General features: G+C 48.5%; 12 protein-coding genes. All 12 read left to right on the forward strand.

Annotation, left to right across the window (positions count from 1 at the left end; translation table 11 throughout):
• The first annotated feature begins 199 nt into the window (after window positions 1-199).
• The gene (locus JCM15124_RS07975) at window positions 200-1,195 is read left to right on the forward strand and encodes an AAA family ATPase (protein WP_024999002.1); all 996 of its coding nucleotides are present in this window, start codon (window positions 200-202) and stop codon (window positions 1,193-1,195) included.
• A 20-nt stretch (window positions 1,196-1,215) separates the two neighbouring features.
• On the forward strand, window positions 1,216-2,085 hold the full coding sequence (locus tag JCM15124_RS07980) for a DUF58 domain-containing protein (RefSeq protein ID WP_024999003.1): 870 nt from the start codon (window positions 1,216-1,218) through the stop codon (window positions 2,083-2,085).
• Window positions 2,085-3,152, forward strand: a complete 1,068-nt coding sequence (locus JCM15124_RS07985; protein WP_024999004.1) for a hypothetical protein — start codon at window positions 2,085-2,087, stop codon at window positions 3,150-3,152. The genes JCM15124_RS07980 and JCM15124_RS07985 overlap by 1 nt, the downstream gene beginning before the upstream one ends.
• A gap of 18 nt (window positions 3,153-3,170) precedes the next feature.
• Window positions 3,171-4,139, forward strand: a complete 969-nt coding sequence (locus JCM15124_RS07990; protein ID WP_024999005.1) for a vWA domain-containing protein — start codon at window positions 3,171-3,173, stop codon at window positions 4,137-4,139.
• A 42-nt stretch (window positions 4,140-4,181) separates the two neighbouring features.
• A complete protein-coding gene (locus JCM15124_RS07995; protein ID WP_024999006.1) occupies window positions 4,182-5,204 on the forward strand; it encodes a vWA domain-containing protein in 1,023 nt (340 codons plus the stop codon).
• Window positions 5,205-5,882: a tetratricopeptide repeat protein gene (locus JCM15124_RS08000; protein ID WP_024999007.1), complete on the forward strand. Its 678-nt coding sequence runs from the start codon at window positions 5,205-5,207 to the stop codon at window positions 5,880-5,882.
• A gap of 7 nt (window positions 5,883-5,889) precedes the next feature.
• Window positions 5,890-8,466: a BatD family protein gene (locus JCM15124_RS08005; RefSeq protein WP_024999008.1), complete on the forward strand. Its 2,577-nt coding sequence runs from the start codon at window positions 5,890-5,892 to the stop codon at window positions 8,464-8,466.
• Window positions 8,467-8,480: 14 nt separating this feature from the next.
• The gene (locus JCM15124_RS08010; RefSeq protein ID WP_024999009.1) at window positions 8,481-9,182 is read left to right on the forward strand and encodes a phosphatase PAP2 family protein; all 702 of its coding nucleotides are present in this window, start codon (window positions 8,481-8,483) and stop codon (window positions 9,180-9,182) included.
• A gap of 12 nt (window positions 9,183-9,194) precedes the next feature.
• On the forward strand, window positions 9,195-10,469 hold the full coding sequence (locus JCM15124_RS08015) for an S-adenosylmethionine:tRNA ribosyltransferase-isomerase (protein ID WP_024999010.1): 1,275 nt from the start codon (window positions 9,195-9,197) through the stop codon (window positions 10,467-10,469).
• A 271-nt stretch (window positions 10,470-10,740) separates the two neighbouring features.
• Complete coding sequence (locus tag JCM15124_RS08020) at window positions 10,741-11,931, forward strand: DUF2027 domain-containing protein (RefSeq protein ID WP_024999011.1); 1,191 nt, start codon at window positions 10,741-10,743, stop codon at window positions 11,929-11,931.
• A 14-nt stretch (window positions 11,932-11,945) separates the two neighbouring features.
• Entirely contained in the window at window positions 11,946-13,901 is a 1,956-nt protein-coding gene (locus JCM15124_RS08025; protein WP_024999012.1) for an NAD(+) synthase, read from the forward strand.
• Between the two features lie 94 nt (window positions 13,902-13,995).
• Window positions 13,996-14,505, forward strand: a complete 510-nt coding sequence (locus JCM15124_RS08030) for a hypothetical protein (protein ID WP_024999013.1) — start codon at window positions 13,996-13,998, stop codon at window positions 14,503-14,505.
• The last annotated feature ends 418 nt before the right edge of the window (window positions 14,506-14,923 follow it).

The raw sequence follows: 14,923 nt of genomic DNA on the forward strand, positions 1-14,923 counted from the left end.
CCTTCGGTGCGTGAAGCATCGAAGGCTTTTTATATTGCCTATATTTGTTATGGTTGCGCCCTTATTTCTCAAAGTTTCTTAATTTATTGCGCTTGTCAATCTTTTTTAATATAATTTAGTTGGAAAGCTTACATATTTACGCTTTTAATGTATTACTTTTGCGTGAATATTAAAAGAAAGTAGTAAAAAATCCAGAATTATGGCAGAAGCTATAGACATTCGCGAACTTAACATAAGGATAGAACAGAAGAGTGCATTCGTAACAAACCTTGTTACGGGAATGAATCAAGTCATTGTGGGGCAGCAACATCTTATCGACTCGTTGCTCATCGGCTTGTTAAGCGACGGACATATCTTGCTCGAAGGTGTGCCGGGATTGGCAAAAACCCTCGCCATAAAAACGCTTTCGCAGCTCATAAGTGCAAAGTACAGCCGCATACAGTTCACCCCCGACCTTCTTCCTGCCGATGTAATAGGTACGCAAATCTACTCGCAAAAGGAAGAAAAGTTCCAAGTAAAGAAAGGTCCTGTGTTTGCCAACTTCGTCTTGGCTGACGAAATAAACCGTGCACCGGCGAAGGTTCAGAGTGCGTTGCTCGAAGCAATGCAGGAACACCAAGTAACTATCGGCGAGGAAACCTTCACGCTGCCGACGCCTTTCATGGTCATGGCAACGCAAAACCCGATAGAACAGGAGGGAACCTATATGCTCCCGGAAGCACAGGTAGACCGTTTTATGCTGAAAGTAGTCATCGACTACCCGACGCTTGAGGAAGAAAAGCGCGTCATTCGTGAAAATCTGCACGAGCATCTGCCCATCGTAACTCCTGTTACATCGGCAGCCGACATACTCGAAGCACGCAGCGTGGTGCGCGAAGTGTATATCGACGAGAAGATAGAGCAATACATTGCCGACATCGTTTTCGCTACCCGCTACCCCGAACGCTACGGACTGACCAATCTCCGACAGATGATAGCCTTCGGCGGAAGTCCGCGTGCCAGCATCAACCTTGCCAAGGCGGCACGTGCATACGCCTTTATAAAGCGTCGCGGATACGTTGTTCCGGAAGATGTGCGTGCTGTGGCACACGATGTTTTGCGCCACCGCATCGGTCTTTCTTACGAGGCTGAAGCCGGCAACGTAACCACCGAGGGAATCGTAAGCGATATTATCAACAAAGTGCAAGTGCCCTAAACACAAAGGAAGGATAACGCATGAACACCACCGAAATACTCAGCCGGGTAAGAAAGATTGAGATTAAGACCCGCCGTCTTAGTCAGAACATCTTTGCAGGGCAATACCATTCTGCCTTCAAGGGGCGTGGTATGGCTTTCTCGGAGGTGCGCGAATACCAGTACGGCGACGATGTTCGCGATATAGAATGGAATGTTACGGCACGTTTCCATCACCCCTTTGTGAAGATTTTCGAGGAAGAACGGGAACTCACCGTGATGCTCCTCATCGACGTCAGCGGTTCGTTGGACTTCGGAACAACTCACCGGCTGAAGCGCGATATGGCAACCGAGATAGCTGCAACGCTCGCTTTCTCTGCCATACAGAATAACGATAAAATCGGCGTAATCTTCTTTTCCGACCGTATAGAGAAATATATTGCACCCAAGAAGGGGCGCAAACACATTCTTTATATTATACGCGAGATGCTCGATTTCAAACCCGAAAGTAAGAAAACCGATGTCAATGCAGCCATAGAGTTCCTCACCCGTGTGGTGAAACGACCTTGTACGGCGTTCGTGTTGAGCGATTTCTATGTGCGTTCCGACTTCGAGCACGTGTTGCAGATAGCCAATCGGAAGCACGACATCATAGCCGTTCAGGTGTACGACCTCCGTGCCAAAGAGTTGCCCGATGTCGGACTGATGAAAGTAAGCGATGCCGAAACAGGACACGAAATGCTTGTAGATACAGGCAGTGCAAAGTTGCGGAATGCCTATAAAGCCAATTGGCTGCAACGACAGAACGAATTGCAGGCAGTGTTCTCGAAAAGCAATGTAGACAGTATTTCCATTGCAACGAACGACGATTACGTTAAAAAACTAATGGCACTATTTGCCCAACGAAGCTGATGAAGAAGTTTTTCTTAACCATAATGCTCATACTCGTTGCTGTACTCGCCTCTGCGCAGGTGCGAGTAAAAGCCGTGTTGGACTCTGCAAAGATACTTATAGGCGAGCCAATCCATTGGACTGTCATGGTAGACGCCCCCAAGGGCGCACGAGTGGCGTATGCCCACTTTGCCGATACCACCAATGTGCCGCACGGAATAGAGGTTATGGAACAGCACATCGACACCGTTCGCAACGGCAACGCCTATACGTTGGCTTTCCGTCGCACCCTTACGGCGTGGGACGCACGCAACTACGAGTTGCCGGCTGTTACCGTTCAGGTAGACGGAAAGGATTATACCACCGGCAAACTCGCCTTCGATGTTGAGGAAGTAAAGGTAGATACCGCTGCCACAGCACCTGCCCGACCCGGCGACGGCATACAGAAGCCACCGTTTCAGTTGAGCGAATGGTTGCCCTACTATGGTCTTTGCGTACTTGCCTTGTTGCTCTTGGCAGTCGCATACGCCATTAACCTGCGGTTGAAGAACCGGAAACCACTCGTGAAACGCAAGCAACCTGAACGCAAACTGTTGCCACACGAAAAGGCTATGCGTGCCATAGAACAGGTAAAAGCACAAAACAGTGGTGCCGGCAACGCCGACGAAAAGGCGTATTATACTGCTCTGACCGATATTCTGCGTGAATATTTGGAAGACCGATTTGGCATTAAGGCAATGGAAATGACGTCGGCAGAAATCGTGGAAACGCTGCGACGCGAAGGCAACAGCGAAACAAATGCCGAGCTGGAACGTGTGTTTGCCACTGCCGACCTTGTGAAGTTTGCCAAGTATTCCACACAAGACAACGAGAAGAACTACTATCTCGGCAATGTCGTGGACTACATCGAGGAAACCAAGGCAGGCTATCAGCCATCAATGGAACCTACTGTTTCGGCTGAAGAAGAGGCTGACCAACGCAACCGCCGTGCACGTCGCATCTTGCTTTGGTGCAAGTATGTCGCCATTGTAGTTGCCCTTGCGCTTGCCGCCGTTGCCGCATGGGGTATAACAGAACTGATGAATTAAGAGGAGGACGAAGCGAAAATGGAATTTGCAAACAAAGAATACTTATTGCTGCTTTTGCTCCTTATACCTTATATAATATGGTATTTCCTTTATAGGCACAAAAGCGAACCAACGCTGCGCATGGGCGATACGTTTACCTTCCGGTATGCTCCGAAGAGTTGGAAAGTGCGTCTTGTGCATCTGCCGATGCTCTTGCGCTGTGTGGTATATGCACTGGTAGTCATCGTTTTGGCGCGTCCGCAATCCGATAGCCCCGTTGGCGAAGAACAAGTAGAGGGCATTAACATTATGTTGGCAGTCGATGTGTCTGCCAGTATGCTCTCCGACAACGTGGAACCCAACCGCATCGAGGTGGCGAAAGACGTGGCGCGAGAGTTTATTTCATCACGTCCGAACGACAATATAGGACTTACCATATTTGCCGGAGAGGCATTTACGCAGTGTCCGATGACCACCGACCACGCCTCGTTGCTTAATTTACTGGCTGGCGTAAGAGCCGATTTGTCGGTGAACAAGCTGATACAAGACGGTACGGCAATCGGTATGGGACTGGCAAATGCTGTCGGACGCCTCAAGAATGTTGCGGGTAAGAGCAAGGTTGTAATACTCTTGACCGACGGAAGCAACAACGTGGGCGACATTTCGCCCCTTACTGCCGCTGCCATAGCAAAGAAATTTGGTGTCCGCGTCTACACCATCGGACTTGGAACCGACGGTACCGATGCGCAAGGAAGAGTCGTGGGCGAGATAGACTATAAAACATTGCAAGACATTGCCGTGCAAACCGATGGCGAATTTTACCGTGCACAGAGCCGAAACGAACTCTCGCAGATATACAAAGACATCGATAAATTGGAGAAAACAAAGCTCGATGCCACCTCCTACGGTAAGCGATACGAGGCTTATATGCCTTTTGCTATGTTGGCATTGCTGGTGTTTCTTATCGAAGTAGTGTTGCGAATAACAGTGTTTAAACGTATTCCTTAACGGACGCAAGGGCGTTCGGAGAGGACAAGAATAAAAGAAAGAATGTTCAGATTTGCTAATCCCGCATACCTATGGTTGCTCCTGCTGATTCCATTATTGGCAGTAGTCTACCATGTTTGGGCTTTTAAACGCAGGAAACGAATGGCTCGTTTCGGCGATAAAACGCTGTTGAGGCAACTCGTGCCGGACTATTCAAAGTATCGCCCGCTCCTGAAATTCTACCTTATGGAGGTTATATTGGCACTTTTGGTCGTAATGATGGCACGCCCGCAAATAGGTACAAAAATATCCAAAGACAAGCGTGAGGGCATCGAAGCTATTATTGCAATGGACATAAGCAACTCCATGCTTGCCGAAGATGTAGCTCCGTCGAGGTTGGAACGCAGCAAGCGACTTGTTGAAGACCTGCTGAACCATTTCACAAACGATAAAATCGGACTGATAGTCTTTGCCGGCGAAGCTTTCGTACAGCTGCCTATTACTGCTGATTACATATCTGCAAAGATGTTTTTGGATAATATCAGCCCTTCGCTCATAGGCAGTCAGGGCACCGATATTGCAAAGGCAATCGAGCTATCACAGCACAGTTTCTCGCAGAATAGCAAGTTCGGCAAAGCCATCATCATCATTACCGATGGCGAAAACCACGAGGGTGGGGCAGAAGAGATGGCTCGGAAGGCACAGAAAGCAGGCATTCGGGTCTTCATTCTCGGCATTGGCTCAACAGCAGGAGCACCCATTCCGATGGACGACGGCAGCTATTTGCAAGATAAGAACGGACAAACCGTGATGACAAGGCTCAACGAAGAAATGTGCAGAAAGGTTGCCGAAGCTGGAAAAGGTATGTACATACACGTTGATAACACAGCGGCAGCAGAGCAGATGCTCGACAACGAAATTGCAAAAATGCAGCACGGAGAAATAGAAAGCGTATCGTACAGCGACTATGCCGACCGGTTTCCTGCCGTGGCAGGAGTAGTTCTGCTTCTTCTTATCGCCGAAGCATTGCTCATGGAACGTAAAAATCCGTTGCTCAATCGCATAAATCTGTTTACAAAGAAATAAATGATAAGGAAATTATACATATTGCTTTGCCTTGCTTTTGCTGTACTTGCGGCAACAGCACAGACCGATAGGCAATACATTCGTAGGGGTAATGCAGCTTTTGCAGCCAAGAAATACGGCGAAGCAGAGGTAAATTACCGTAAGGCACTCGCAGCTAATGGTCAGAATGCAATAGCCGCTTACGACCTCGGTTGTGCCATGCAGGCACAGCACAAGGACTCTTTGGCGATACAAAACTACACGTTGGCAACCGAAAACGAGGCGAACAAAGCCCGCCGTGCAAGTGCTTTCCATAATCTTGGAACAGTATTTCAAGGCAAGAAAGACTATCAGAAAGCGGTGGAAGCCTACAAGAATGCACTGCGCAACAACCCCCAACACACCAACGCACGCTACAATCTGACCCAGTGTATGCGACTTCTGAAGAAGCAACAGCAACAACAACAGCAGAACAAACAGCAGCAAAAGAACGATAAAAAGGATAAAAACAAAAATAAGAACAACGATAAAAATAAACAGCAGAACCCTCAAGACAAGAAAAAACAAGATGACGGAATGAGCAAGGACAACGCCGAGCAGATGTTGAATGCAGCCATGCAGGAAGAAAAAGCAACGTTGGAAAGGCTCAAGGAACACATGAAGCAGTCTCCAAGCAGACATTTAGAAAAGAACTGGTAACAACATTATGAAACGATATATTAACATACTGCTATCCTTTTTGCTACCGCTTGTAGCGTTGGCACAGCACGTTCGCGTGGCAGCACCCCGACAAGTGGAAGTAGGAGAGCAATTCCAAGTAGAGTACATTGTTTATACCGACGATGTAGAAGGATTGAAATTGGGCAAGATGCCACACGGTATCGAAGTGTTGGCGGGTCCCTATTATACTTCGCAAAGGAACTTACAGATGGTGAACGGGCACATGAGCAGCTCTTCGTCAGAGTCGTTTACCTACGTCTTTATGGCAACAAAGCGAGGCAATTTCAATATTCCACCGGCACGAATTACCGTGAAAGGGCAAACCATAGCGTCTACACCGGTGAAGATAACGGCTGCGGGAAACATCAATGCCAGTCGTTCGGCACAGTCAAACGGTGGCGGAAGGCAGGATATAACTATCACCCGACCCGAAATCAAGACCATTGGAGGCAAGGATTTATTCGTCAAGGTAACGGCAAACAAGCGCACCGTGCACGAACAGGAACCGGTATTGCTTACTTACAAGGTATATACGAATGTGAATTTGGTGCGTATGGCAGGCAAAATGCCCGATATTAAAGGTTCGCATGTGCAAGAGATAACCCTGCCGCAACAGAAGTCTTTCCGCACCGAAAAGCTGAACGGACGCACCTATCGCACCACAACATGGAGCCAGTACGTGGTCTATCCGCAAGTAACGGGCAAGCTCCGTGTGCCTTCCGTAACCTTTACAGGACTTGTGCGCCCCAATATCGACGACTTCGACCCCTTTGCTTTCATGAACGATGGGGGCGACATACAGAAGCAAGTCGAAGCAGAAGGCATTACCATCAATGTGCTGCCACTGCCCCAAAAGCCTGCCGATTTCTCGGGCGGAGTGGGCAAAATGAACATCAAGGCACAGCTGAACAAGAGCGATGTTAAAGAGGGCGACCCCGTAAATCTGCGCATTGTCATTGCGGGTGTGGGCAACTTGAAACTTATGCGCCAACCTGTTGTAACGTTTCCCGATGGTTTCGACGTCTACGACCCTAAGCTATCTGACAAGACACACCTCACTGCCAACGGCGTAGAGGGTAGTATGGTGTACGACTTTCTTGCTGTTCCGCGCAAGGAGGGTAACTACACAGTACCCCCGGTAACGTTCGTTTACTTCGACACGGCTACCAATTCGTACAAGACTTTGCGCACACAAGCGTTCAAAATAAACGTGGCTAAGGGCGACGGAACAACGCAAAATATGGAAGCATTCACAGGAAACGGCAAACAGGACATACGCGGACTGAAGACCGGAGCCGAGGAAATGCTGGCTGAAACAAACTTTTTCGGCTCGTTCGGCTATTGGTTCATAGCACTGTTGTTTGTCGCTGTGTTCGTCGTTTCTCTCATTATGCTGCGCAAACGTGCCAATATTCGTGGCGACATAGCCCGCCTGAAGGGCAAGAATGCCGAGCGTGTGGCACTCAATCGCCTACATAAAGCCAAGGTTTTCCTTGAGATGCGCAAGGCAGAAGACTTCTACGACGAGAACCTTCGGGCACTTTGGGGATACGTCAGCGACAAGTTGAACATTCCCGTAGAGCAACTCTCTCGCAACAATGTGAAAGAAAACTTTGCCAAATTGGGCATCGACGGCAGTGTGATAGACAAGTTTATAGCTGCCTTGGACGAATGCGAGTTCCAGCGTTATGCCCCCGGCGACGAACGTGGCAATATGTCGCTGACCTACGATGCAGCGATGAAAGCCATTACGGATATAGAAGAAGCAATGAGAAACCAACGCACAAAATCGGCTGACAAGGGCAACGGCACAACACTCCTGCTGCTGTTTACACTCGCTTTCGCCCTTTTCGCCCTGTCGCAGCATGCCTCTGCCGTTACCATGGAAGAGGCTGCAAAGGCTTACAACAAAGGTAATTACCAAGAAGCGATAAAGGATTACCAAGCACTGATAAAGCAAAAACCATCGGCAACCCTTTATTACAACCTTGGCAATGCGCACTACCGCAACGGCGATGTAACGCAAGCCATCATCGCTTACGAGCGTGCGCTGAAACTTGCGCCCAGCGACGAGGACACACGCTATAACCTCCAGCTGGCTCAGGCAAAGACCATCGACCGCCTGTCGCCCGAGTCTGACGTCTTCTTTATGCGATGGTTACATGCCGTAGTCTATTCGATGAGCATCGACGCTTGGGGCATCGTAAGTCTGGTGGTGCTCTTTTTCAGTTTTGCCTTTGCGCTGATGTACTTCCTTGCCACCACCATATCGAAGCGCAAGGTGGGCTTTTTCGCCGCTTTCGGTTTCCTGTTGCTCTTCGTTTTCTGTGTTGTTTTTGCCAAAATACAGCAGAACGAAAAGAGAAACTGCAATCAAGCCATCATCGTTGCCTCCATTGCCACCGTGAAATCGACCCCCGATGTAAAGGGCGAAAATGCCATTACGCTGCACGAAGGCACGAAGGTTGAAATAGTAGACAGCAGTATGGACGGCTGGAAAGGCATACGCCTGCCCGACCAATCGACAGGCTGGATACCTGCAAACCAGTTAGAAGAAATATAAAAACCGAATATTCAATGGATTTGTTCACTATCCTCGAATACGACAAAGCCTTGCTGTTGGCACTCAACGGCAGCAACAGCGCATTCCTCGACCACGTAGTACTCGTGTTCACATCGGGTCTTACGTGGATTCCCATGTATATATCCTTGTTCTATCTCGTAGTGAAGAACAACGAAAAATGGAGCCGCATATTTCTCATTGTTGCTGCTGTGGCTGCATGTATGCTGCTTTCCAACGGTATAAACGGCGGTTTTGTAAAACCATACATCGGTCGCCTGCGCCCATCGTTCGACCCTTCGCTGGCAGATAGCATATCGTTGGTAAACGGTTATACGGCAGAAGGCTTCAGTTTCTTCTCCGCCCACTCCTGCAACGCCTTCACCGTGGCAGTGTTCTTTGTGCTTTTGGTGCGCAGCCGTGTGCTTTCCATCTTCCTTTTCGCGTGGGCGATAACCATTGCATGGACGCGTTTGTATCTCGGCGTGCACTTCCCCTCCGATGTTCTTGTGGGTACGGTGGCAGGAATATTCATCGCCTCGCTGTGCTACTTCGGCTACAGCAGGATAACAAGTCGTGTTGCGCCCATATCGCCTTATGTTACAGACCAATATACGCAAACAGGTTACAGCCTGAAAGATATAGATGTTGTGCTTGCAACATTCGTTTTAACCTGCATTTACTGCGTCGTGCGCGGTGTGATAGAAGCAGGATTATAAACTCCAACAACCATGTTAGAAGAAACAAGACATATTAAAATATCGGATTACGACTATCCGCTGCCCGACGAACGTATCGCAAAGTTCCCACTCGCACAGCGCGACCACAGTAAACTGCTGCTATACAAGCACGGTGAAGTGGGCGAGGACGTGTTCTGCAACCTGCCTGCTCATCTGCCAAAAGGTGCGCTTATGGTGTTCAACAACACAAGGGTGATACAGGCACGCATGCACTTTCGCAAGGAAACAGGTGCGCTCATCGAAATATTTCTGATGGAACCTGCACAGCCTACCGACTACGAACTGATGTTCCAGACCAATGAGCGGTGCTCTTGGCTCTGCATGATAGGCAACCTGAAGAAATGGAAAGAGGGCACGCTGAAACGCTCGTTTGAAATCAACGGCAACACGCTGGAACTCACAGCTACCGTAGACCGCACGAAGACAAATGCTGTTGCAGCGGGTGGAACAAACCATTGGGTGGACTTTGCATGGGACAATGCGAAGGTGTCGTTTGCAGAAATACTCGAGGCAGTGGGCGAATTGCCCATACCGCCCTACCTGAACCGCAACACCCAAGAGAGCGACAAGCAGACCTATCAGACCGTTTACTCGAAGATAAAAGGCTCGGTAGCAGCCCCGACAGCAGGTTTGCACTTCACCGACAAGGTGTTGGCAGCACTCGACAAGGCAGGTATCGTCCGCGATGAACTCACGCTGCACGTCGGAGCAGGCACGTTTAAGCCCGTAAAGAGCACCGAGATTGAAGGGCACAACATGCACACCGAATACGTGGTGGTGCATCGCCACACCCTCGAAAATCTGCTTTCGCACGGCTGTTCTGCTATTGCTGTGGGCACAACCAGTGTGCGCACGCTCGAAAGTCTTTATTATATGGGTGTGAAATTGGAACGCAATCCGCAGGCAGCAGAAGACGAATTGCACGTTTGCCAATGGGAACCTTACGAGCAGGAACACAACGCCGCCGGGCTTGTCATTGTGAATGGCACTGCCGTAACCGTAGAGCGTGCCCTCGAAAATCTGCTCGCCTACTTGGATAGCAACTGCTTGTCGGCTCTCCATTCCAGTACGCAAATCATCATTGCGCCGGGCTTTGACTACAAGATAGTGAAGATGCTCGTAACCAACTTCCATCAGCCGCAGTCTACGCTCCTGCTTCTTGTGAGCGCATTCCTCAAAGGCGATTGGCACAAAGTGTACGACTATGCCCTTGCAAACGACTTCCGCTTCTTGAGTTATGGCGACAGCAGTCTACTCGTTCCGTAGCTTTGCCTGCGGATAAAAACGACAAGAAAACTGTAAAAACGACAGCAGTGTCGGTAAAGAAACATTACAAGACAATGAAAGGATAGTTTTCTGACTATCAGATATTTACAAAGGCGTTGCGAAAGCGGTTGTTTTGCAATGCGAAAGCGTAGGTTTTGCAAGGCAAAACAGCCGCTTTTACCGTGCAAAACCTACGCTTTTGAAATGCAATAGCGAAAGTACGGATTTTTGTAAATATTTACTACGGTAATTGAAATAAAAAATAAAGAAGATGAAAATAGGCGATAAGGTTAAATTTTTGAACGAAGTTGGAGGTGGCACTATCTCCGGTTTTCAAGGCAAAAAGATTGTTTTGGTGGAAGACGAAGACGGTTTCGAAATTCCTACGCCAATCAACAACGTGGTGTTGGTGGGCAACGACGATATATCGGAAGCCAAGATAAGGAGTTTGGAGCAGACAAAGCAGGAACAGGAAGAAGGCAAATCGAAGTCGATAAAAGCCCGACTGAGCAGCCACGCCGACACGACAGCCGACGAAAAGTGGGACGAAGTGAAAGAGCCGGAGTACGACCCGGCAGACAATTTCGTGCCGCAGCCACGCGAACGGGAGGGCGGCGACACGCTCACGGCTTATCTTGCGTTTGTTCCGACAAAGCCACGAGAGCTGAACAACACCGATTTCGAGTCGTACATGGTGAACGATTCCAACTACTACGTACATTATTTATATATGGTGAGCGACGGAAAAACGTGGCGTTGCAAGTCGGTGGGCGAGATAGAACCCAACACGAAGGTGTTTATGGAGCGGTTTGCCTATACCGATTTGAACGACCTTACCGAAACGTGCGTGCAGCTTTTCGCTTACAAAGCCGAAAAGCCGTTCGAGTGCAAGCCCGCTCTCGATATGCGAATTCGCATCGATGCCACGAAGTTTTATAAGCTGAACACTTTCCGAGAAAACGATTTCTTCGACACACCGGCATTGCTTTACGCCATTACCGAGAAGGCAAAGGTCGAGGAAAACTACATCGAACCGAAGCCGGAGCTACCTAAGAAGTTGCAGGGAAGCCACACCAAAATCGTAGCACCACAGCCTCAACCAGCCCGAAAACCATTGGAGCGTAGGTACGAAAACAACCAAAGTAAAGCAAAACATGCCAAACAAATTCTTAAAAACGATAAAATTGTTGTAGATTTGCATGCTGAAGAGGTATTGGAAACCACCGCAGGCATGTCGGCGGGCGATATTTTGGAATATCAGATGGGAATTTTCCATGCCACATTAGAACAATATAAAAACAAAAATCAGCAGAAAATAGTCTTTATTCACGGTAAAGGCGAAGGCGTTCTGCGCCGTGCCATACTCCGCGAATTGAACTATCGGTACAAGAAATATCAATTTCAAGACGCATCGTTCCGCGAATACGGCTACGGTGCAACGCAAGTAACAATAATAACCTAATATATATTTTTAGAATGAAATATGGATTTATCAAAGTGGCAACGGCAATACCGGAAGTAAGGATTGCCGATACGAAGTTTAATCTTGAAGCTATTGAAAAGCAAATTGTATTGGCTGAAGGGCAGGGGGTTGAGATAATCGTCTTCCCGGAGTTCTGTATCACGGGCTATACGTGTCAGGACTTGTTCCGCCAACAATTGTTGCTCGACGATTCGGAGCACGCTATGATGATGTTGCTCGACTTCACACGCCAGCTCGACATTATTGCCATTGTCGGCATTCCTGTGTGCGTCGGACCTTTGTTGCTGAACTGTGCTGCCGTGGTTCAGCACGGAAAAATCATTGGTATCGTACCAAAGACCTACCTGCCGAACTATGCAGAGTTCTATGAAAAGCGATGGTTTGCATCAGCACGCGACCTTTGTCCGACACAAATACACTACGCCGGTCAGACTGTATTGGTTACACCGGCTCGTCAGATATTCCGTACTGCCGACGGAGTGAAGTTCGGAATCGAAATCTGCGAGGATATTTGGTCGCCCATTCCACCAAGCAACGCACTCACATTAGCAGGCGTAGAGATTATGTTCAACCTTTCGGCAAGTACCGAACAGATTGGCAAGCACCGCTATCTTGAGGCTTTGTTGGCACAACAAAGTGCCCGCACCATCTCGGCATACGTATATAGCAGTTGCGGTTTCGGCGAAAGCTCGCAAGATGTAGTGTTCGGTGGCAATGCCTTCATATACGAGAATGGAACACAAATTGCTACGGCAGAACGCTTCTCGCTCGATTCCCAGCTCATTGTAGGCGAGGTAGACATAGAAAAATTGCGCAGCGAACGCCGTTCAAACACCACTTTCGTGAACGCACAGAAGGACATGTACGTAGACCCGATAGGCGGTGTGCTACCCGAAAAAACCTATATCAACTGTCTGCCAAAAGAAAACCCTGAGGTCGAATTTACGCTTACACGCAAGATAAACCCGCAACCTTTCATTCAAAGCGAGCACATGGAGGCGGCTTGCGAAGAAGTTTTCAACATTCAGGTAGCAGGATTGGCAAAGCGATTGCTGCACACCAATTGTAAGACTATTATAATAGGTGTAAGCGGCGGACTCGATTCAACCCTCGCACTGCTCGTCTGTGTGCGTGCTTTCGATAAACTGAAGTTCGACCGCAAAGGCATTATCGGCGTTACGATGCCGGGCTTCGGCACGTCGGCACGTACACGCAAGAACGCCATTGCACTCATGGAAGAGTTGGGCGTGGACATGAAAGAAATAAGCATTGCGCCGTCGGTAACACAGCATCTGAAGGATATTGAGCACGATATAGACCTTCATGACGCTACCTACGAGAATGCACAGGCACGCGAACGCACGCAAATTCTTATGGATTTGTCGAACAAATACGGTGGAATGGTTATCGGAACAGGCGACCTCAGCGAGCTTGCGCTCGGCTGGTGTACCTACAACGGAGACCACATGAGCATGTATGCCGTAAACGGAAGTGTGCCAAAGACGCTTGTGCGCCACCTCGTTACCTACGTTGCCGACCTTTCCGACAACGCCAAAGTGGCAGAAGCCCTGCACGACATCGTGGCAACACCCATCTCGCCGGAGCTTGCACCGGCTGACGAAAAGGGCGAAATACAGCAGAAGACGGAAGATATTGTAGGACCATACGAGTTGCACGACTTTTTCCTATACTACTTCCTGCGCCACGGTTTCCACCCATCAAAGATTTATTATCTTGCCGGAAAGGCGTTCGAAGGCAAGTACACAGGCGAGGAAATAAAGAAATGGCTCTATACTTTCGTAAGTCGCTTCTTCCGTCATCAGTTCAAACGTTCGTGTCTGCCCGACGGTCCGAAGGTTGGAACGGTGAGTCTGTCGCCTCGTGGTGATTGGCGAATGCCGTCAGATGCCCACAGCACCAACTGGTTGGCGGAGATAGAACAACTCTGAACTGCCCGTTTTCGTTAAGCCAAATAGCGCACTGCCAACCTTGCTTGTGCCTTGCCGTGGCGAGATAACGTACAGTTTGAGGAACGAATAAAGAATGAAAAGAACCCTTCTAACATTATTTTTACTCTTGATTGCCATATTGGGACGTGCCCAGTATGGCAATTATGTCCAATTAACGGCAGTGGATTTGTTGCAATATCAGCTGCAAAAGACACGCAAGCAGCCCGCAACGCCACCCTTCCGCCGCTACGGACTGCGTCGCATACGTGCGTCTAAGTACCTCGACGACAGCGACCCGCGCCACATCTGGGGCTGGCATTTGCAACCCAACGAGCAGTACGAAGTGTCAGAACCCCTCTATAAACTCTTTCAAAAGAGCGACCTTTCTTCGCTCGCAATCATCGACACACAAGGTGCAGCCATCGAAGTTGTGTTTTGGGACAAGACTTATTATCGTCGCTTTTCACAGCAACTACGAAACATAGGCTTCACCGTCAGCAACAGTCCTGCAGCCACGAATGTGCTACAATTTCGCAAACCCGACACTACTGTTCAAGTAGACGTTACCATTTGGCCCGACATATACATCTTGAAGATAGAGTAGGGCGCACCCTTTATTTTGCGTTGGTAGCACCCTTTGTTTGTATTTGCAACCTTGTTTATTTGTATTTTCACCCTCCTTCTTGCATCTGCAACCTTTTTTGTTTGTATTTGCAATCCCCCTTTCTTTGTATTCACATAGAAATTCTAGAAGTACTAGAAATCTCTAGAAATTCTAGTAAGAAACCCAAAAAACTGCCTTAACTTTGTAAATATAATTCGTTAGAAAAACGATAATTTCGATTTTGCATTGCGAAAGCGTAGGTTTTGCAACGCAAAAACAGCCGCTTTTACCATGCAAAACCTACGCTTTCGCAACGCCAAACAATAGGTTTTGCAATGCGTTGATAGCAAGTAAGTTATGCGATAGCTGCGCTTGTGAAAAATATTTACGTTTTTATTGTCTATTTTTCATATAATAC

Origin of the sequence: Prevotella falsenii DSM 22864 = JCM 15124, from assembly GCF_000613945.1 — a bacterium.
Lineage (GTDB): Bacteria > Bacteroidota > Bacteroidia > Bacteroidales > Bacteroidaceae > Prevotella > Prevotella falsenii.

Bases quoted from the DNA above. Each gene is read 5' to 3' on its own strand.
- JCM15124_RS07980 (WP_024999003.1), top strand. From the start codon at position 1,216: ATGAACACCACCGAAATACTCAGCCGGGTAAGAAAGATTGAGATTAAG.
- JCM15124_RS07990 (WP_024999005.1), top strand. From the start codon at position 3,171: ATGGAATTTGCAAACAAAGAATACTTATTGCTGCTTTTGCTCCTTATA.
- JCM15124_RS08020 (WP_024999011.1), top strand. From the start codon at position 10,741: ATGAAAATAGGCGATAAGGTTAAATTTTTGAACGAAGTTGGAGGTGGC.
- JCM15124_RS08005 (WP_024999008.1), top strand. From the start codon at position 5,890: ATGAAACGATATATTAACATACTGCTATCCTTTTTGCTACCGCTTGTA.
- JCM15124_RS07985 (WP_024999004.1), top strand. From the start codon at position 2,085: ATGAAGAAGTTTTTCTTAACCATAATGCTCATACTCGTTGCTGTACTC.
- JCM15124_RS08010 (WP_024999009.1), top strand. From the start codon at position 8,481: ATGGATTTGTTCACTATCCTCGAATACGACAAAGCCTTGCTGTTGGCA.
- JCM15124_RS08015 (WP_024999010.1), top strand. From the start codon at position 9,195: ATGTTAGAAGAAACAAGACATATTAAAATATCGGATTACGACTATCCG.
- JCM15124_RS08025 (WP_024999012.1), top strand. From the start codon at position 11,946: ATGAAATATGGATTTATCAAAGTGGCAACGGCAATACCGGAAGTAAGG.
- JCM15124_RS08000 (WP_024999007.1), top strand. From the start codon at position 5,205: ATGATAAGGAAATTATACATATTGCTTTGCCTTGCTTTTGCTGTACTT.
- JCM15124_RS07975 (WP_024999002.1), top strand. From the start codon at position 200: ATGGCAGAAGCTATAGACATTCGCGAACTTAACATAAGGATAGAACAG.
- JCM15124_RS08030 (WP_024999013.1), top strand. From the start codon at position 13,996: ATGAAAAGAACCCTTCTAACATTATTTTTACTCTTGATTGCCATATTG.
- JCM15124_RS07995 (WP_024999006.1), top strand. From the start codon at position 4,182: ATGTTCAGATTTGCTAATCCCGCATACCTATGGTTGCTCCTGCTGATT.